We start from the raw sequence: 16,907 nt of genomic DNA on the forward strand, positions 1-16,907 counted from the left end.
TGCGACGCGCGCGGACAATTGCCTGTAGCCTGACACGATCTCTGAACTATCCGACAACCATCTTCACGGAGGCATCATGACTGGTATTAGTACCCTCGATCCGGACAACTTTCCGGAGAGTGCAGACCGCAGCCTTGGCAAAGGCCATGGCATTGATTCACTCGGACCGAGCGACACTTCCGATACAGGCAGCGACGTGGTCGGCGGTCCCGGCTTTGCGACCAACCTCGACGACGACCAGCTGCTCCATCTGGACGAGGGTACAAACTCCGATATGGAGGCGAGCCATGCCGGCGACACGGCGGGCCCTGACGTCGGCGACGCGAATTTCTCGAGTGACAGCGACGCGGGCGGTACCGGCGAACGCGCTTCCGCCGGACGCGATACCGTCGTCAAGGATGGCGCCGACATCGATACCGACCGCATCGAATCGATTCCCGACCTGCCGCTGACGGAAGAAGACACCGAGTTCCTGGCGAGCAGCCCCCCGACTGGCAAGGACGACGACAAATAATCGTCTGCCGCAACAACGCAAAAGGCGCGCAATCTGCGCGCCTTTTTCACGTCCAAACATCTGCCGCTCAAGTGCGGGTCAGGCGCCGGCGTGCCAATTGCGGCTGCGCCAGTTTCCAGGCCGCGAACAGGGCGCCGCCGCCCAGCAGGGCCGTCATCAGGGGTTTCGCGTTCAGACTCAGCGCCGTATAGGCCGAGGTTTCCTTGACGCTGCGCTCGGTCATGCCCTGGCGCTCGCGCAGCGCATGGGTCGGGTCCGGCGCGTGCAGGGCGTCGGGACGTCCCGGCATCTTGTCGAACTTCGATTTTTGCTGGCTGAACATTGTCGCGCGAACATAGCGGTCCATCAGGCGTGGCATGCGGGCACGGGTGGCGGAGACGAACTTGGAGGCGCCGCCGACGAACACTTCGCGCTTCGGATGGCTTGCACAATGCAGGATGGCTTTAGCCACGAGCTCGGGCGCGTAGACCGGTGGCGGCAGGATCGCTTCCTTCTCCATGTAGTTCTTGGCGTGCACGGCAAACATGGTGTCGATCGCGGCCGGCTTGATCAGGGTGACCGAGATCGGCGCCTCTTCTTTCTGCAACTCCATGCGTAGCGAGTCGGTAAAGGCTTTCACCGCATGCTTCGAGGCCGAATACATGCCTTGCAGCGGGACCGGGGCGTCCGACACTTCGCTGCCGACATTGATGAGGGCGCCGCCGCCGCGCGGTTTCATGCGCTTGACCGCTTCCAGCGAACCGTTCACAACGCCCCAGAAATTGGTCTGGAACAGGCGCTGGTGGTCTTCCAGCGACACGTCTTCCAGGCGTCCGAAGGTGCCGACGCCGGCATTGTTGACCCAGGTATCGATGCGGCCATAGCGCTCGAGCGCAGTCTGGCCGATACGCTCGACATCAGGCGCGTTGCCGACGTCGGCGGTGACAGTCGCCACCTGGCAACCCTGGCGCCGCAGTTCGCTGGCAAGCTGGTCGAGCGCCTCGCCATTGCGCGCGGCAAGCACGAGTTTTGCGCCTTGTTCAGCGGCCATACGGGCGGTGGTGAGGCCGATGCCGCTGCTGGCGCCGGTAATGACGATCACTTGTTCGTTGATGTTGCGAAGTTTTGCTGACATGAGGGCTTCCTTTCCACGGGTAGTACGGGAAGGACTGCCCGGCGGGGGCGGGCAGGCCACGACTTATCGAACTGATACAGTCGTGGCCATGTCGTCGATTTCAAGTCATTTTTTGGCCGGGTTATACACCTGGTCGAAGACACCGCCATCGGCGAAGTGGGCTTTCTGGGCGTTGGTCCAGTTACCGGCCACCTGGTCGAGCGTGAACAATTTGATGTTCGGGAACTGCGAGGCGTACTTGCGCGAGAACTTCTCGACCGACGGACGGTAGTTGTTCTTGGCGATGATGTCCTGGCCTTCGTCGCTGTACAGGTATTCCAGGTAAGCCTGGGCGACCGGACGCGTGCCGCGCTTGTCGGCGACCTTGTCGACCACGGCCACCGGCGGCTCGGCCAGGATGCTCACGGACGGCGCCACGATCTCGAACTTGCCCGGACCGAGTTCGCGCAGCGCCAGCAGCGCCTCGTTTTCCCAGGCCAGCAGCACGTCACCGATACCACGCTCGACAAAGGTAGTGGTGGCGCCGCGTGCGCCCGAGTCGAGCACCGGCACGTTCTTGTACAGCTTGTTGATGAACTCGCGTGCAGTGGCATCGGTACCGCCCGGCTGGCGCAGCGCATAGCCCCAGGCCGCAAGGTGGTTCCAGCGCGCGCCGCCCGAGGTCTTCGGGTTCGGGGTGATCACCGAGACGCCCGGCTTGACGAGGTCGCCCCAGTCGCGGATGCCTTTCGGATTGCCTTTACGCACCAGGAACACGATGGTCGAGGTGTAGGGCGCGCTGCGGTTCTTCAGGCGATCCTGCCAGTTGTGCGCGATAAGGCCGCGTTCACTGATAGCATCAATGTCATACGCCAGTGCCAGTGTGACAACGTCGGCTGAAAGGCCGTCGATCACCGCCTGGGCCTGCTTGCCCGAGCCGCCATGCGACTGGCGCACGGTGACCTTGTCGCCGGTCTTGCCCTTCCAGTGCTTGGCGAAAGCCTTGTCGAAGTCCTGATACAGCTCCCGCGTCGGATCGTACGAGACGTTCAGCAGGGTGACGTCGGCCGCAAAAGCAGCGGACTGGGCCAGCAGCGCGACGGCTACCAGCGATTGAGCAAATTTCTTGAACATACGTTTCTTTCGGATGAGTTGGAACAGGGTTACCGCTAGGGTATTGCCCCGCTCATCCGAAGAAAACGAATGATTTCAGCTATGGTTATGCGAATTTCAACCGTTGCGCCAAGCGTGTATGCGTTGGCAACAACATGCCGGCCGGGCGATACTGGCGCTGTGCCGGCATCCTGCCCGCTCTATCAGTGCGCTTTGGACAGGATCAGGAGCCAACGGCCAAAGAAAAGGACCTCGACGTGGCCAGGCTCGACACCGGTATCGCACTCCATGATCGGATTGATCGGGTAGAAGCGTTTGCGGAAGTCACGGGTGAGCAGGATTTCGCGGCGTCCAATGCGCATAAGAAAAGGTGTAGGAGCGTATTCCAGGCCGAAAGAGTTGTTCAGAGTGGTCATCGACGTTTCCTTTGTTTGAATTATGTTGGTCAGTGAAACCAGAATAGCATAACTACTGTATAAATCCACAGTTACTGTACATAACCACAGTAAAATCTTTAATGTGTAGTTTTTTTGCCATCGGCCCGAATCCTTCCATGAACAAATCCTTGACCACCCGCCTGCACCGCTTCGCCGCCGCGCGCTTTTCGCCGCAGGAGGAGTTCGGCCTGCACCTGACGCTGGGCGTGCTGGCGCTACTGCTGGCGATGGCCGGTTTCGCGCGCATTGCCGGTGCCGTCGTCGATGGCGCGCCGATCACCGAAGTCGACTTGCGCCTGGCTGCCTGGCTGCACGCGCATGCCCACGACAGTGCGCTGCTGCGCAATTTCCTGCTGGGGGTGACGCACCTGCACAGCACGCCCGGCGTATTGAGCCTGGCTGCCCTGGCCGGCTGGTGGCTGGTGCGGCGCGATGCGCGCCACTGGATGCTGACCTTGCTGGCCGCCGTACCGGGCGGGATGCTGCTGAACGTCGCGATGAAACATACGTTCGAGCGCGCGCGCCCGCATTTCGACGAACCGATCCTGGCCTTGAGCACCTACAGCTTCCCGAGCGGGCACACGGTCGCGGCGACCCTGCTGTATGGTGTGCTGGCCTGTTACCTGACGCGCCGCGCGCACAGCTGGCCGGCACGCGCCGCCATCGTGGCGGGGGCCTGCGCGATGGTGCTGCTGGTGGCCGGCTCGCGCCTGTACCTGGGCGCCCATTACCTGTCCGATGTGCTGGCGGGCATGCTTGAGGCCTGCGCCTGGCTGGCGATCTGCGTGACCGGCGTGGCGACGCTGCGCCGGCGCCAGGGGGCTCGTGCACGACAAACCGACTATTGATCACCTGGGAATATACTGAATGCGAACCATTATCCACCTGTCCGACCTGCATTTCGGGCGTGTCGACCAGGCCCTGCTGGGGCCGCTCCACGACCTGATCCATTCGATTGCGCCCGATGTCGTGGTCGTTTCCGGCGACCTGACCCAGCGCGCCCGCACCGAAGAATTCGAAGAGGCGCGCGCTTACCTCGACACCTTGCCTGGCCCGCAGATCGTGGTGCCGGGCAACCACGACATCTCCCTGTACAACGTGTTCCGGCGCTTCGTCAGGCCGCTGGACCGCTTCAAGCGCTACATCACGGACGACCTCGACCCGGTTTTTGTCGATGACGAAATCGCCGTGGTGGGCGTGAACACGGCGCGCTCGCTGACGATCAAGGATGGGCGCGTGAACAAGGAGCAGGTGCAACGCATCCACGCGCAGCTCGACGGCCTCGCGCCGCACATCACGCGGATCGTCGTCACCCACCACCCGTTCGACCTGCCGACGACGTTCAAGGAGCAGGACCTGGTCGACCGCGCGCCGATGGCAATGGAAGTGTTCGCCGAATGCGGCGTCGATGTGCTGCTGGCCGGGCACATGCACGTCAGCCATGCGGCCAGCACGGCTTCGCGCTACCAGATCGATGCCTATGCGGCACTGGTGGTGCAGGCGGGTACGGCGACCTCGACGCGGGGCAGGGGAGAAGTCAATTCCTTCAACCTGCTGCGCGTCGAGCATGAGCGGCTCGAAGTCGACCGTTATGGCTGGGATTCGCTGAGCAATACCTTCCGCGTCATCCTTACCGAAAAATTCCTGCGTCGCGGGAATATCTGGTCGCCGGCGGCGGAGGGGATGCTGGCCGCAGGTATTTGAGGCAGGCGATCAAAAAAAGGCCGGCATCAAGCCGGCCTCGTCATTTTCGCGGTATCAGATCCAGTACTCGGTCAGGCGCGCCGCCCATTCCTTGATGCGGTCGGCCAGGGGACGGCCGCGCCATTGTTCGAGCGTGACCTGTTTCGAATCGCGCAAGTCTTCATTGAAGGCGCTCTCCATCTCGCGTCCGAAGGCCGGATCGATGATCACCACGTTGAGCTCGTGATTGTGGATGAAGCTGCGGCGGTCGATATTCGCCGAGCCGATCGTCGACCAGGCTTCGTCGATCACCGCCGTCTTGGCGTGCAGGATCGCCACCTGCAGCTGGAAGATCTTCACGCCGCCGGCCAGCAGCTGCTCGTAGAATGCCTGCCCGGCATACATCACCAGGCCGTGATCCGACACGCCCGGCAGCACCAGTTTCACATCGACGCCGCGTTTGGCGGCGGCGATCATGGCGTCGACGATCTGCTGGTCGGGCACGAAATAGGCGGAGGTGATGTGCACCGACTTTTTCGCCTCGTTAATCGCGACCATCAGCGACTTGTAGATTTCCGAATGGCTGCCCGGCTCGGTGGCCAGAACGCGCACGAACTTGTCGCCGGCCGGATCCAGCCGCGGGAAATAATCGCGTGGCGCCAGCTCGCCGCCTTCCTGGCGCACCCAGGCGTTGACAAACGCCCATTGCAGCGTCGTCACGGCGGGCCCCTCGATTTTCACGTGGGTGTCGCGCCAGCCGATCTTGTTCTTGTCGACCTTGCCGGGCTTGGCGCGTGACCGGAACAGCGAGCTGTTCGCATAATCGCTGCTGATGTTGATGCCGCCGGTGAACGCGACGCGGCCGTCGACCACCATGAGTTTACGGTGGTCGCGGTTATTGATGGACCAGTTGCCCTTGGCCTTGGCCGGATTGACGGGATTGAATGCCACCATGTTGATGCCGGCGTCACGCATGCGGTCGAAAAAAGCCTGGGGTGTGCCGAGCGTGCCGACACTGTCGTACATGACGTTGACGATGACGCCCTCGCGCTGCTTTTCGATCAGCAGTTCGGCGAACTGCAGGCCGATCGGATCCTGGTCGAAGATATAGGTTTCCAGGTTGATCGAGGTCGTGGCGCCGCGCACGGCCCCCATCATCTCGCGCATCGTCGCCGGGCCGTCGAACAGCAATTGCACGTTGTTGCCGGCGATCAGCGGCAAGCCGGTGGCCTGCTCCTCGAGCACAGCGAGCTGCTTCAGGTCGGCCGTCGCATTCGCCCAGCGCCGCTGCAAGAGCGCCGAAGTCTGTCCCTTCGACAGCGTGCCCCTCGCGTGCTCGATCGTCGGGTTGGTCTTTTTCGCCGTTTCAGGCAACTTGTCGGCATCGGGCAGGGTGCGGCAGGACGCCATCACACCGATCAGGCCGAGAACGGCAATCCACCATGTGATGCGTCGTTTGTTCATTTGTTACCCTTGGTTGAGGTCGGGATGTCGACCATGTCGGCATCCCTTGGCCCGATGAAGAAGTCGATCGGCGCATACAGGAAGCGCCGGCCTAGTGCGCGCAGCAACAGGACGCTGCGGGTAAAGCGGATATTCCGGGCGCGCAAGGCCACCCACAGCGCCAGGTTGAAGCTGACCAGGAGGTTGACCGCGCCGATCAGCGCCACGCCGGCCAAGGCATTGGCCACCATCGGCAAGCTCATCCGATAGTCGAGTCCGACCAGGGCGGTGGCGAAGTTCGCCGTCGAGAAGGTCACGTGGCGAATGTCGAGCGGCAGGCCGAGCAGGAAGCCGACCGTGCCGGTGGTGCCGAGCAGGATGCCGAAGAAGAAGTTACCCATCAGGCCGCCCAAATTGTCCTCGACATAGCGCGACAGCCGGTCGCGCCGCTCGATCCCGAGCAGAGCACCCAGCCAGCGCAGCTGGCGCACCCGCTGGCCCATGCGCGTGTAGAGCGCCTTGTTGTCGTAGTAGCCCGAGATCAGTCCGGCCACGAACAGCCAGACCCCGGCCACAGCGGCGTAGAACAGCGCCGGCGTGCCGAACGGGTCGATGTCGTGCAGCAGGTGCAGCGCCTTGTCGGGCGTGACGAGGTGCTCGCCCATCATCTGCCGGTAGGCGATCGCGATCACCAGCGCGGTCGGGAAGGCGACGATCACGTTGCCGAGGACGGCCACGATCTGGGTGCGGAATACCTTGTTGACGAGTTCGGCCATCCGGTCGAAATCGATGCTGCGCCCATCGGGGCTGTGCAGGCCGGCGGCGATGCGCTGGGCCGTCATCGCCGGCTGCTTCGTCGCAATGGTCCAGCTCAGCATATGGACGAGCATGAAGCCGAACGAATAGTTCATGCTGAAGAGAAAAGCTTCGACCAGGGGCGCGGCGCGCAGGTAACCCAGCAAGATCTTGAACATCGCCATGAAGCCGACGATGAAGCCGGCGCCGGCCGCAGCCTTGAACATGCTGCGCAGCTGGGCCCGGCTCTCGGCAATGTAGTGCTCACCGGTGCGGCTGGCGTTTTCCGTGACGTTGCGCGCCAGCAGGTGGATATTCGCGCTGAACAGGCCGCGCACCTTGTATTTGGTGTTGTGGGCTTCGACCAGTTCCTGGGCCAGGGCCAGGGCCGCGGCGCGTTGCGCACTGACCGGGCGCTGCTCGTTCTGGGCCGGAATGGTCACCAGGGCGCGGCTTTCGGACGGAACCACGGGAGCGGCGTCGGCCGGGGCTGGCGGGGCGGCCAGCGTCTGCGGCGTCTCGCCGAGCGCCGACTCGCTAAGGTCGACCAGGAACAGCAGCTTGCGCAGCCGACCGATGCTCTGCGTAATAGCCAGCAGCACATAGGTCAATGCGACGCTGGTGCCGAAGGAGAGCGAATTGCGGCGGATCTTGGCCACCACGTCGTCGCACTGGTCAAGCATCACCAGCAGATGGCGCGGGTCGCCCGGATGGGCAATGCTCTCTTCGAGGAAGCGCGCGTACTCGTCGAGGTATTGGTTGACCTCGATGTTCTGCATCAGGAAAGGCGAATCGAAATCCTCGATTTCGCTGTAGCTGTGCACCAGGCGTGGCTCGAGACCGAGCGCGCAGACGCGGCAGGACAGGGTGCGGATGGCGTCCAGCATGCCCATGGTCGTCACCAGGCGCGCGCGGTCGGGCGCGGCATCCTTGGGGGGCGGGGCGTCTGCGACGACGTCGAACAGGGCCAGCCAGTCGGCGTCCGGCACCGAGCGGATCCAGCGATGGTCTTCCTCCGCATACAGCACCTGGTCGAGGGCGTCGGAGAGGTAGAGGTCGTCGAGCGCGGGCGGCAGCAGGCGCCAGGCGATCCGGCGTTTCAGTTCGGTGAAGAAGCCGTCGTTCGAGAGGATGCCGATGTCGCTGTACAGGCTCGTGTGGCGGCGTTTTTCGAGCAGCGTGACGATATAGCTGCGCAGCGCCCAGGCCTGCGTCGGATTACCCCGCAGCAGTTGTGTAAGCGTACGCACGGCCGCGCGCGCATGGCCGAGATGGCGCCGGCTCGGCCGCAGGCCATCGGCCAGCTCGATCAGCAAGTCAATGCGGTCGCCGTGCGGGTCGATGCGTTCAAGAATGTCAAGCATACAATGTCCATTTCCCTGTAGGCGACAGTGTACCCTTGTGGCCGCCAGGAATTGGTACGGCAGCGTACACAGCAGCTCGATGTGGCCGCTGGGAAACAAATGTCAGGAGAGATGGGCGAAAGCTGCGTTAACGCGGCGTGTGGACTTGCGGGAGAGAGATGCAGTACCGGTAAACGATAAGCCGGGGTCCGGGTCAGGTAACCGCCAGCAACAGGCGCGTCAACGTGAATCCCGCGCCCCAGCATGCCACGCCGCACACCACCGCCATGCCCAGCGCCCCGTTCCAGCCGCGCCGCGCATAGCGACGACCGAAGCGCGCCGCACCAGCTGCCACTGCGGCGCCGCGGCGGCCAGCAGCCACAGCCCGAGCCAGGCAGCCCCGATCAGTTGCGCCAGCGGCGTGCTGCCGTTGACGCGTTCGTTGACAGCGCCGGCCAGCAGTTCCAGCACGAGCACGGCCATGCTGGCGAGTAGCCAGCGGCGCGCCGAACGGACCGCATGCGCCTGTCCCAGCACGTGCCAGTTGTATATCAGGAGCAGGGAGCCGAACACTGGCGTGAACAGCAGGCTCCAGGCCGCCACTGCCGAGGGGCGCCAGAGGGCCCGGAACGCGCTCTCACACCCCGTTCATGCTGTGCAACTGCAGGGTTTGCAGCAATACGACAGTCTTGACGACGACGCTCTCGCCATGGGGCAGCTTGTCCAGGCGGAAAAAAGCCGCCCGGTTTGCACGGGGCGGCTCGCTTCAGCAGTAAAGCTTATGGCAACAAATTAACCGCGGCCTGGTTCGGCGACATAGATCTCGACGCGGCGGTTGCGTGCGCGGCCGTTGTTGTCGGTGTTCGAAGCGATCGGCTCGCGCTCGCCGCGGCCTTCGATCGTGATGCGGGACGGGTTCACGCCGCGGCCGGCGAGGTAGTCGCGGGTGCGGGCTGCGCGGTCGACCGACAGCGGCTGGTTGATGCCCGGATTGCCGGTGGCATCAGTGTGGCCGATGATGACGACGTTCGTCGCCGGGTTCTCGTTGAGCGTGGTTGCGAAGCGCTCGAGCACTGGCTGGAAGTTCGGCTTAATGTCCGAGCGGCCGGTATCGAACGACACGTCGCTCGGAATCTGCATTTTCAGGCGATTGTCCGAGGTCTGGGTCACTTCCACGCCGGTGCCGCGCGTTGCCTGTTCCATGGCCTGCTTCTGCTGCTCCATGCGCTTGGACCAGATGTTGCCGATCACGGCGCCGGCAGCGCCGCCGAGGACGGCGCCCTTGGCGGCGCGATTCGAGCCGCCGCCGCTGGTGGTGCCGCCGATCAGTGCGCCGAGGGCCGCACCGGCGCCGGCGCCGGTGGCGGTGCCGCGCTGGGTGGCACTCATGTCGGCACAACCGGAGACGCCGAGGGCGAGGATGGTGGCGGCAACGGCGGATTTAGTAAAGTATGTGGTCATGATGAACTCCTGAAAAAAAAGAAATCCGTTTCGTAGGCGCGCCCTGTGGGTACGGCCACGAAACGGATTGGTCAACCTGGTTCGGTTGTGCCTGGTCGGTATCCGGCCATGCGAGGCGCAGCCGGGCACGACCCAATACAACCAGTATGGTACTGCATGCGGCTTTTCTATATGCCTCGACCGCTGATCAGGCGCACCAGGATCATGATGACGGCAACCACGAGCAGGATGTGGATGAAGCCACCGATGGTGTAGGAGGTAACCAGGCCGAGCAGCCACAAAACGACCAGAACAATTGCAATCGTGTACAGCATGATGAGTCTCCTCACTGGGTTTGCGCCGATGTTGGCGGGGTGAATCAAGTATTGCGCTCCAAGCTCAGCATCACCGTTCGCTGGCGTACATTATGCGCCAGATTTTTGTTCGTTCCGCAATCGGGCGTTGCGCAATCCCGGAATCCAGCCCATGAAGCCGAGCAGGCCGACGATCCCGATCAGGCAGGTCAGCAATCCACCGCTGACGAGGAAAAAGACGTCGTGCGCCGCCAGCTCGCCCGTCTGCTCGGGCGGCGGCGAGGCCGAGACCAGTCCGACACCCGTGACGACCAGACCCCAGACGATGATGCCTATCCATGCAAGGCTGTTCATGGTGCTCCCCTTATGCGAAGTTGGAATGGGTGGCGTGGGCTGCGGCAGGCCCGTGCGTGCAGGCGCTTCTGTTGCGCCCAGCCATTCTCGGGGTAGCTCAGCAGTACTTCCGTGCGCTGGCGCACGTTGCCGTGAGGAAAAACTCAAGGCCTGGGCGTTTGCTGGATTATCGGGCCTCCATCGGGGTTGTTGATATGAAAAAAGCCGGCATTCCTTGCGGACGGCCGGCTTCATTCAACACTGGGGTAGAGCGGTATCAGGCGGCGCGCAGGCGGCCCTTGACAATGCGCACACGGTCGCCACTGCGCCATTGCGGCTGGCTAGACTGGTTGAAAGTACGCAGGGTGCCGTCGTCCAGGCGGACCCGGATTTCGTAGCTGGTGGTGGCCTTCATATTGCCTTCGACCTGGTTGCCGACCACGGCGCCGCCCACCGCACCGGCGACGGTCGCCAGTTGGCGCCCGGTACCGCCGCCGATCTGGTTGCCCAACAGGCCGCCGATGACGGCGCCGCCGGCTGCACCCAGGCCACTGCCTTGGGCGCGCTGCTTGATCGCACGCACCGATTCGATATTGCCGCAATTGCCGCACCATTTCGGCTCGGCGGCCGCGACCTGCACCGGCTTCTGCTTGACAATCGTGCGCGGGGCCGGTGCCGGTTCAGGTGCATAGGCCTGGGTTGGTGCCGGCGCGTAAGCCTGGCCAGGCGCCGCAGCGTAGCCCTGGGCTACCTGCTGGGACGGATAGGACGGCCCTGCGGCCGGCGCCGCGGCATACGTCGTGCCTTGCGGTGCCAGCTGCGCCATGTTGGCGGCCGGAGACAGCGGAACGGCCTGGCCGGCCGGCGGCAGGGTCGACGCCAGCGCTGCGCGCTCGGCCTCGTTCAGCTGGCGGTTCGCATTGCCGCCGATGGAAGAAGGAATCCAGCCCATGATGGCAGCGGTGCCGATCAGGGAGAACAGCAGGACCGCGAGCGCGGCGAGCAGGAGCTGGGGATGGTGCTGACTGCGCACTCGTGGAGTGGGAATGTTGTTCATGGCTTGTTCTCCATTGGTTGCGGTCTGGCAGGTGCTTTCCGCGTCAACCGGCATGGCGCCGGCCGATGTAAACATTGTCCCTAGGAACAACAAGGTATTCCGTGCGTCACCGAACATACACCCCCTATCAGAGCATTTAACCTGATCGAAGTTGTTTGTAAATGTATCCGTAACGAGTTTTCCGGCCCTTGCCGGACTCCCCATTCACCGCGAGGATTCGATGAACTTTGCTGCTCCTCCCGACGTCGCCGAGCACAACGCCAATTTGTTGCTGGCCGCGCTCCCGCCGCAGGAGCTTGCCCAGGTACTGCCCATGCTCGACCAGGTGCATGTCGAGGCCGGCGAGGTGCTGGGCGAGGCGGGTAATCCTATACGGTATATCTATTTCCCGCACGATTGCCTGATCTCGCTGCTGGGCGTGGCCGGCGGGCGCATGACGCTCGAGGTCGGCCTGGTGGGCCGCGAAGGCATGCTCGGCGCTACCGTCGCCCTCGGTCATGAAACGGCCCAGGTGCGCGCGGTGGTCCAGCGTCCGGGCAGCGCCAGCCGCATGGACAGCGCTGCTTTCCGCGCCGAATTCGCCCGCAACGGCGCCCTGCAACGGGTGCTGTACCGCTACACCGACACCCTGCTGGCGCAGGCGATCCAGATCGCCGTCTGCAGCCGCTTCCATGTGCTCGAGGCGCGCCTGGCGCGTTCGCTCCTGATCACCCGCGATCGCCTGCAGTCCGACAAATTCCACCTCACCCACGAGTTCCTGGCCCATGCCCTGGGCGTGCGCCGCGTTGGCGTCACCAAGGCGGCCAGCGCGCTGCAGCAGCAGGGGTTGATTATCTATAGCCGCGGCAATATCGAGATCCTCGATGCCGAAGGGCTGGCGGCGGCGTCGTGCACTTGCTACGAGATCGTCAAGGATGCGGGAGCGGGGGCCTTGTCGAGTGCCTTTGTGTAAGGTGGTCAGCTTGCTTTCACTGAACATGCCGTGACAAATTCTAGAACGAGGATCCCGGGTGGTCTCGGCGGCGCGCAAGGTCCCGTTTAATGTTATGATTTCTGGAGCGGTTCTTGTTCCCGAACCGCTGCCCGCTTGTCACAAAGCGCGCCGGGGGCGCCGGCTACCAACCTTGCATCGTTTCCAGCATGTGGCCACTCACCGATACTGCACTGCATCTGATCGAGGAAGCAAACCTGATTTCCGCGCGTAGCTATGGGATCGAACTCGACCTGGAGGAATTGTGGCGCAAAGTGGCTGGCCCGAATCTTGAATCCGATCGGGCCGCTCCACCGGAGGTATTCGAACGGCGCATGCACGAGCTCGACAACCGGCTACGAGACGTACTCGTACATGCTTGGCCGAACCCGCTTGACCCTGTCGTGCTCGCACTGCGCTATGAAGCGGAGAACCTGCGCGATACCTTGCACGCACAGTGGCATGCGCATGGCATTGCCGCTTTAACCGCGCACGGGTGCTGTCCGTGCAAGAGTGAATTTGGCAGTGTAAAGAACAGTAATAGTGCCGCAGAAGTCACCAATTGCCATGACCAGGAAGCTGTGGACCAAATCCGTCCTGTCCTCGTACAGCGCGAACCAAAGATGATGGAGCAGGGGACTGGCGACCGAGAACGCCAGCGCACAAACGATTAATCTTGCTGGTGTCAGGTTGGTCAGCGCGGCTTGCAAACCGAAGTGGTAGCGCATGCCGAGATAGACCAGATAGGGACTGGCGCTGGCAAGGATGCCACCCATGAATGAGCGGACCGGGTCGTTCGGGAAAAAATAAAAAAAGCAAACTGCCCACGATACCAGCAGCAGGCCGATTGCTCCCGCTTCGGCAAATAGCAGTGTGCTCAGCAGCCGAACGCCTGCGGGCAAATAGATCCAATTGATGCCGGGTGCAAATTCCAGGCGTGTAAAAAGCAGTTCGTTGATGGCCAGTGCGATCAGGAACATCAGGATCGTGGCGCTGATCATCAGTATGTTTAATTTGAGCTGGCTCATCATCATTGTCGATACAGTACAATAATCCTCAACCAGCCGGTAGAGGGACGCGATCGTGCGTCATGACAGCTGCCGAGTTTGCAACGACATTATCATGAAGAAGACCCGTCCCGCCGATATCTACCTGCGCTTCCTGCAATTGAGCCAGGCCTTACGCGGGCTGCCCTCCCTGCCTGAACTCGATCCCCTGGAAGAGCGCATTCTCGAACTGGTTGCCCGCGCCGGACAGACCGACGAACGCCTGTCGGTCCGCGACGTGATGGGCAACCAGGACCTGGGTGCCCCGGCAACTGTTCACAACCGCCTGAAATCAATGCGCCAGAAGGGCTGGATTATGCTTGCCGATACCGAAGACACGCGGCGCAAGCGAATTGAACTGACCCAGGCTGCGCTGCTCCACTTCGACCGGCTGTCGCAGTGCATGCTGCGCGCGACCAGCCCGGATAAATAAAGAAAGCGACGCCCACGAAGCAAAAACCCCGCTTGCGCAGGCGCAAGCGGGGTTTTTGTATGTATTTACCAAAGGTGCTACAAGGTAAAAACTTAGTTGGTCTTGCCGGCCTGGTTGCCGATGACGCCGCCGACAGCTGCGCCGCCGACCGTGCCGATTGCGCTGCCGCCGGTCAGGACGCCACCAATCACGGCGCCGGCGCCAGCGCCAACCGCAGTGGTCTTGTCCTGATGCGACATGCCGGCACAGCCGGTCAGGCCGAGTGCCAGGGTAGCCAGGGTAGCGCTCACTGCCAGGTGTTTGATGTTTTTCATAATAATCTCCTTGGATGGGTTTACTTCAGGCGCAGGTCATTCCTGACCGATTTCACGCCCTTCACTGTGCGTGCAACCGATGCTGCGGTTGCCACGTTTTCCGCCGAGTGGACATAGCCGCTCAGCTGGACGATGCCTTCGCGAGTGGCGACATCGATGTCCGCAGCCTTGAGTTCCGTGCTCCGTTTGATCGCAGCCTTGACGCCAAGCGTGATGGTGAAATCGTCCACCTTCACACTTGTCGCCAGCAAGTTGCCGGTGCTGCCGCAGCCTGCCAGCGGTCCCCCGAGTATCAGGGCCGCCAGCAAGGCCAGGGCCGGTGTCCAATGCGTCATGCGTATCCTTGATGCCGTCTTCCTGTGTCAGCGTTGGCTACAGAATATGCATGGCGCACCGCAGAGTCTGTTCGGCAACACACACACGCACTGCTTTGCTCATCAGCGCGCCCTGGCCTTGCCCGGCGGCGGGGCCGTCGGCTTTTGCTTGGCCAGCGCCACCAGCCGCCCGCAGTCGCTGTCTTCGCCCGGACCGGTGTTGATCAGCGGGAGCAGGGCAGCCACCGGCGCCGCGATGGTTGCCAGCACAGCCGCGCCGCCCGCTTTTAAGGCCAGCACACCCTTGTCGACCGAGACGTCGGGTTTGCTGAACGGGCCGCGCACATACAGCGGCGCGCGCAGCGTAAACAGGCGCAGCGCCTTGGTTTCCGGCTTGATGGTGAGGTCCATCTGTTCGTTCGCCAGGTTGATCGTCCCGTTGACGTTCACGATGGCTTCCGCGGTGTCGACCACGAATACCTGCGATTGCATCACGCCCTTGTTGACGTTGAAATCAGCCGCCAGGCAATTGAGCTGCACCTGCTTGTCGCCGAACAGCTTGGTGACGATGATGTTGCCCACGTTCAGGCCCATCTGTTCGAGCAGCATCTTGCTGATCGTACCCTGGTTCACCAGCGCCTTGACTTCGCCGTTCGACGAGCCGAGCAGGGCCGCGACTGATGTGCCGGTGGCCGACAGCTGGGCGTCGCCATTGATCTGGCCGACCGTCGCCTGCATCTTCTCGATCGTCGGGAACAGCTGCTTGATCTGGATGTGCCGCGCGCTGACCTTGGCCGTGGCCGCGATCGTGTTGCCTTTCGCGCCGCTGCCGTCCAACCGGATGGTCGAGCGCAGCGTGCCGCCGGCAACGCCGAAATCGAGTGGGGCGAGCGTGATAACGCCATCCTTCATGATCAGGTGGGTCGAGAGTTTGCTGATCGGCAGCGCCTTGTCGCGGATGATCTGCTCGGCCCCGTAACGCACGTCGGCGTCGATCGCCTTCCAGCGCTCGGTGCGGAATTGTTCGACCGGCAGTACCTTGCCGCCCGGCTGCACGGTGTCGACGCCGCGCGCCTTCCTGCTTTCGTTCGAGTCGCCGCCGATCAGCGGACCCAGGTCGGAGAACACCAATTTGCGCGTCGCGACATTGCCGGAGAGCTTGCCGCGCGGCTTGCCGCCTTCATACACGAGCTTGCCTCCGATGTCGCTCGAGCCGACCTTGCCCTTGAATTTGTCGTAGGTCCAGCGCCCATGTTCACGATCGAGTTCGCCGCGCAGGCGGCCCGAGGTCGAGAAGGCCGGGGTTTCCGGCAGCGTGATGCCGGTGAAGTTGTACAGGCGCGCCATGCTGCGTCCGGCCAGCTCGAGCTGAAGGTCGACTTCCTTGAGCCTGGCCGGGCTGGTGACGGTGCCTTCGATCGCAATGCGGCTCGGCCCGCTGCGCATGTCGGCCTGGATCGGGTAGGGCGTGTTCTGGTCCTTCAGCGACAGCACCTGGCCGAGCTTGCCGCCTCCAGTGACCGGGGCGCCGTTGTAGGTGCCGGTGACTTTGAAGCCGACGCCGTATTTTGTGTCCTTGCCCAGGGTTTGCACATTGGCCGTGATGTCGGCCTTGGTAAGCGCATCGATCACGCGCACCACGCCGTCGGTCAGCACCACGCGCTCGAGGTCGAGTTCCCACTTCGATTCGGTGTCCTTCTTTTTATAGACCCAGTTGTAGTGGGTGCTGTCGGTGCGCTGCAGCTCGACATAGGGTGAATCGAAGCGCAGCACCGGGATCCCGATCTTGCGCTGCAGCAGGCCCAGGGGATTGAGCGAGAACGAAAACTGGCGCACGCGCGCCATGTCCATCTGCTTCATGTTTGCCGGGTTGCCAACGTGTATGTCATTGGCGATCAGGTGCGGCCAGGGCAGCCAGTCGCGCAGGTGGCGGTCGGCCTTGGCCATGCGCTTGGCCGGGATTTCCCATTCCACCGCCAGGTTGCCGCGGACCGCGAACGGGCGCTCGATGGCCTCGCCCACTTTCGCATTGAGCCACGGGCGCGCCTTGTTCCAATCAAAGGTAAGGATAAAAATGATGGCGATGATCGGAACCGCGATCAGGGTGGCCAGCAGGCCAAGCAAAATTTTCTTTTTCTTGCCGCCGTGCTTGTGGCCGGCGTCGTGTCGTGGTGTGGTATCGGGCATGACGATCCTTCGTTGGGTACCGGTCTTGCGGCCAAGCTTAGCGCAAAGGCGTCGGTCATCAATGTGCGGTGTCGCACG

At 62.9% G+C, this 16,907-nt stretch carries 19 protein-coding genes; 5 read left to right on the forward strand and 14 right to left on the reverse strand.

The window, feature by feature from the left end; translation table 11 throughout:
• Positions 1 to 76: 76 nt before the first annotated feature.
• Positions 77 to 514 (forward strand): hypothetical protein, encoded by a 438-nt coding sequence (locus ACHAC9_RS13605; protein WP_435760536.1) that lies wholly within the window; start codon positions 77 to 79, stop codon positions 512 to 514.
• A gap of 67 nt (positions 515 to 581) precedes the next feature.
• On the opposite strand, the gene ACHAC9_RS13610 is transcribed toward ACHAC9_RS13605, so the two are convergent.
• From ACHAC9_RS13610 to ACHAC9_RS13620, 3 genes are all read right to left on the reverse strand, one after another.
• On the reverse strand, positions 582 to 1,628 hold the full coding sequence (locus ACHAC9_RS13610) for an SDR family oxidoreductase (RefSeq protein WP_435760537.1): 1,047 nt from the start codon (positions 1,626 to 1,628) through the stop codon (positions 582 to 584).
• A 105-nt stretch (positions 1,629 to 1,733) separates the two neighbouring features.
• Positions 1,734 to 2,741 carry a sulfate ABC transporter substrate-binding protein gene (locus ACHAC9_RS13615; protein WP_435760538.1) on the reverse strand — a complete coding sequence of 336 codons (1,008 nt, stop codon included), beginning with the start codon at positions 2,739 to 2,741 and terminating at the stop codon, positions 1,734 to 1,736.
• A gap of 182 nt (positions 2,742 to 2,923) precedes the next feature.
• A complete protein-coding gene (locus tag ACHAC9_RS13620; RefSeq protein ID WP_435760539.1) occupies positions 2,924 to 3,136 on the reverse strand; it encodes a hypothetical protein in 213 nt (70 codons plus the stop codon).
• 137 nt (positions 3,137 to 3,273) lie between these two features.
• Here ACHAC9_RS13620 and ACHAC9_RS13625 point away from each other — a divergent pair, with 137 nt between their 5' ends.
• Together ACHAC9_RS13625 and ACHAC9_RS13630 are read left to right on the forward strand one after the other, a co-directional pair.
• The gene (locus tag ACHAC9_RS13625; RefSeq protein WP_435760540.1) at positions 3,274 to 4,005 is read left to right on the forward strand and encodes a phosphatase PAP2 family protein; all 732 of its coding nucleotides are present in this window, start codon (positions 3,274 to 3,276) and stop codon (positions 4,003 to 4,005) included.
• Positions 4,006 to 4,024: 19 nt separating this feature from the next.
• Positions 4,025 to 4,861, forward strand: coding sequence for a metallophosphoesterase family protein (locus ACHAC9_RS13630; protein WP_435760541.1), 837 nt, complete (start codon positions 4,025 to 4,027; stop codon positions 4,859 to 4,861).
• 54 nt (positions 4,862 to 4,915) lie between these two features.
• On the opposite strand, the gene cls is transcribed toward ACHAC9_RS13630, so the two are convergent.
• The 7 genes from cls to ACHAC9_RS13665 form a co-directional block, all read right to left on the reverse strand.
• Positions 4,916 to 6,304: a cardiolipin synthase gene (cls, locus tag ACHAC9_RS13635; protein WP_435760542.1), complete on the reverse strand. Its 1,389-nt coding sequence runs from the start codon at positions 6,302 to 6,304 to the stop codon at positions 4,916 to 4,918.
• The gene (locus ACHAC9_RS13640; RefSeq protein WP_435760543.1) at positions 6,301 to 8,442 is read right to left on the reverse strand and encodes a site-specific recombinase; all 2,142 of its coding nucleotides are present in this window, start codon (positions 8,440 to 8,442) and stop codon (positions 6,301 to 6,303) included. The genes cls and ACHAC9_RS13640 overlap by 4 nt, the downstream gene beginning before the upstream one ends.
• 219 nt (positions 8,443 to 8,661) lie before the next feature.
• On the reverse strand, positions 8,662 to 9,024 hold the full coding sequence (locus ACHAC9_RS13645) for a hypothetical protein (protein WP_435760544.1): 363 nt from the start codon (positions 9,022 to 9,024) through the stop codon (positions 8,662 to 8,664).
• 189 nt (positions 9,025 to 9,213) lie between these two features.
• Positions 9,214 to 9,882: an OmpA family protein gene (locus ACHAC9_RS13650; protein WP_435760545.1), complete on the reverse strand. Its 669-nt coding sequence runs from the start codon at positions 9,880 to 9,882 to the stop codon at positions 9,214 to 9,216.
• Positions 9,883 to 10,049: 167 nt separating this feature from the next.
• The gene (locus ACHAC9_RS13655) at positions 10,050 to 10,196 is read right to left on the reverse strand and encodes a lmo0937 family membrane protein (RefSeq protein ID WP_305822721.1); all 147 of its coding nucleotides are present in this window, start codon (positions 10,194 to 10,196) and stop codon (positions 10,050 to 10,052) included.
• Between the two features lie 90 nt (positions 10,197 to 10,286).
• Positions 10,287 to 10,529: a hypothetical protein gene (locus ACHAC9_RS13660; protein WP_435760546.1), complete on the reverse strand. Its 243-nt coding sequence runs from the start codon at positions 10,527 to 10,529 to the stop codon at positions 10,287 to 10,289.
• A gap of 256 nt (positions 10,530 to 10,785) precedes the next feature.
• Positions 10,786 to 11,565, reverse strand: a complete 780-nt coding sequence (locus ACHAC9_RS13665) for a glycine zipper 2TM domain-containing protein (protein WP_435760547.1) — start codon at positions 11,563 to 11,565, stop codon at positions 10,786 to 10,788.
• Positions 11,566 to 11,785: 220 nt separating this feature from the next.
• Here ACHAC9_RS13665 and ACHAC9_RS13670 point away from each other — a divergent pair, with 220 nt between their 5' ends.
• Positions 11,786 to 12,517 carry a Crp/Fnr family transcriptional regulator gene (locus ACHAC9_RS13670; RefSeq protein WP_435760548.1) on the forward strand — a complete coding sequence of 244 codons (732 nt, stop codon included), beginning with the start codon at positions 11,786 to 11,788 and terminating at the stop codon, positions 12,515 to 12,517.
• Between the two features lie 500 nt (positions 12,518 to 13,017).
• Here the strand turns inward: ACHAC9_RS13670 and ACHAC9_RS13675 are convergent, their stop codons facing one another.
• Positions 13,018 to 13,563: a hypothetical protein gene (locus tag ACHAC9_RS13675; protein WP_435760549.1), complete on the reverse strand. Its 546-nt coding sequence runs from the start codon at positions 13,561 to 13,563 to the stop codon at positions 13,018 to 13,020.
• Positions 13,564 to 13,657: 94 nt separating this feature from the next.
• Here ACHAC9_RS13675 and ACHAC9_RS13680 point away from each other — a divergent pair, with 94 nt between their 5' ends.
• On the forward strand, positions 13,658 to 14,014 hold the full coding sequence (locus ACHAC9_RS13680) for a winged helix-turn-helix domain-containing protein (protein ID WP_435760550.1): 357 nt from the start codon (positions 13,658 to 13,660) through the stop codon (positions 14,012 to 14,014).
• A gap of 92 nt (positions 14,015 to 14,106) precedes the next feature.
• Here ACHAC9_RS13680 and ACHAC9_RS13685 read toward each other — a convergent pair whose 3' ends face one another.
• The 3 genes from ACHAC9_RS13685 to ACHAC9_RS13695 form a co-directional block, all read right to left on the reverse strand.
• The gene (locus tag ACHAC9_RS13685) at positions 14,107 to 14,328 is read right to left on the reverse strand and encodes a glycine zipper 2TM domain-containing protein (RefSeq protein ID WP_435760551.1); all 222 of its coding nucleotides are present in this window, start codon (positions 14,326 to 14,328) and stop codon (positions 14,107 to 14,109) included.
• Between the two features lie 20 nt (positions 14,329 to 14,348).
• Positions 14,349 to 14,663: a BON domain-containing protein gene (locus ACHAC9_RS13690; RefSeq protein ID WP_435760552.1), complete on the reverse strand. Its 315-nt coding sequence runs from the start codon at positions 14,661 to 14,663 to the stop codon at positions 14,349 to 14,351.
• A 102-nt stretch (positions 14,664 to 14,765) separates the two neighbouring features.
• Complete coding sequence (locus ACHAC9_RS13695) at positions 14,766 to 16,829, reverse strand: AsmA family protein (protein WP_435760553.1); 2,064 nt, start codon at positions 16,827 to 16,829, stop codon at positions 14,766 to 14,768.
• Positions 16,830 to 16,907 lie beyond the last annotated feature (78 nt).

The sequence above is a fragment of the Massilia sp. CMS3.1 genome (assembly GCF_051262535.1).
Lineage (GTDB): Bacteria > Pseudomonadota > Gammaproteobacteria > Burkholderiales > Burkholderiaceae_D > Telluria.

Coding starts and splice junctions, on each gene's coding strand:
- ACHAC9_RS13695 (WP_435760553.1), bottom strand. CDS start 16,829: ATGCCCGATACCACACCACGACACGACGCCGGCCACAAGCACGGCGGC.
- ACHAC9_RS13605 (WP_435760536.1), top strand. CDS start 77: ATGACTGGTATTAGTACCCTCGATCCGGACAACTTTCCGGAGAGTGCA.
- ACHAC9_RS13680 (WP_435760550.1), top strand. CDS start 13,658: ATGAAGAAGACCCGTCCCGCCGATATCTACCTGCGCTTCCTGCAATTG.
- ACHAC9_RS13665 (WP_435760547.1), bottom strand. CDS start 11,565: ATGAACAACATTCCCACTCCACGAGTGCGCAGTCAGCACCATCCCCAG.
- ACHAC9_RS13655 (WP_305822721.1), bottom strand. CDS start 10,196: ATGCTGTACACGATTGCAATTGTTCTGGTCGTTTTGTGGCTGCTCGGC.
- ACHAC9_RS13660 (WP_435760546.1), bottom strand. CDS start 10,529: ATGAACAGCCTTGCATGGATAGGCATCATCGTCTGGGGTCTGGTCGTC.
- cls (WP_435760542.1), bottom strand. CDS start 6,304: ATGAACAAACGACGCATCACATGGTGGATTGCCGTTCTCGGCCTGATC.
- ACHAC9_RS13675 (WP_435760549.1), bottom strand. CDS start 13,563: ATGAGCCAGCTCAAATTAAACATACTGATGATCAGCGCCACGATCCTG.
- ACHAC9_RS13670 (WP_435760548.1), top strand. CDS start 11,786: ATGAACTTTGCTGCTCCTCCCGACGTCGCCGAGCACAACGCCAATTTG.
- ACHAC9_RS13685 (WP_435760551.1), bottom strand. CDS start 14,328: ATGAAAAACATCAAACACCTGGCAGTGAGCGCTACCCTGGCTACCCTG.
- ACHAC9_RS13615 (WP_435760538.1), bottom strand. CDS start 2,741: ATGTTCAAGAAATTTGCTCAATCGCTGGTAGCCGTCGCGCTGCTGGCC.
- ACHAC9_RS13610 (WP_435760537.1), bottom strand. CDS start 1,628: ATGTCAGCAAAACTTCGCAACATCAACGAACAAGTGATCGTCATTACC.
- ACHAC9_RS13640 (WP_435760543.1), bottom strand. CDS start 8,442: ATGCTTGACATTCTTGAACGCATCGACCCGCACGGCGACCGCATTGAC.
- ACHAC9_RS13620 (WP_435760539.1), bottom strand. CDS start 3,136: ATGACCACTCTGAACAACTCTTTCGGCCTGGAATACGCTCCTACACCT.
- ACHAC9_RS13630 (WP_435760541.1), top strand. CDS start 4,025: ATGCGAACCATTATCCACCTGTCCGACCTGCATTTCGGGCGTGTCGAC.
- ACHAC9_RS13650 (WP_435760545.1), bottom strand. CDS start 9,882: ATGACCACATACTTTACTAAATCCGCCGTTGCCGCCACCATCCTCGCC.
- ACHAC9_RS13625 (WP_435760540.1), top strand. CDS start 3,274: ATGAACAAATCCTTGACCACCCGCCTGCACCGCTTCGCCGCCGCGCGC.
- ACHAC9_RS13690 (WP_435760552.1), bottom strand. CDS start 14,663: ATGACGCATTGGACACCGGCCCTGGCCTTGCTGGCGGCCCTGATACTC.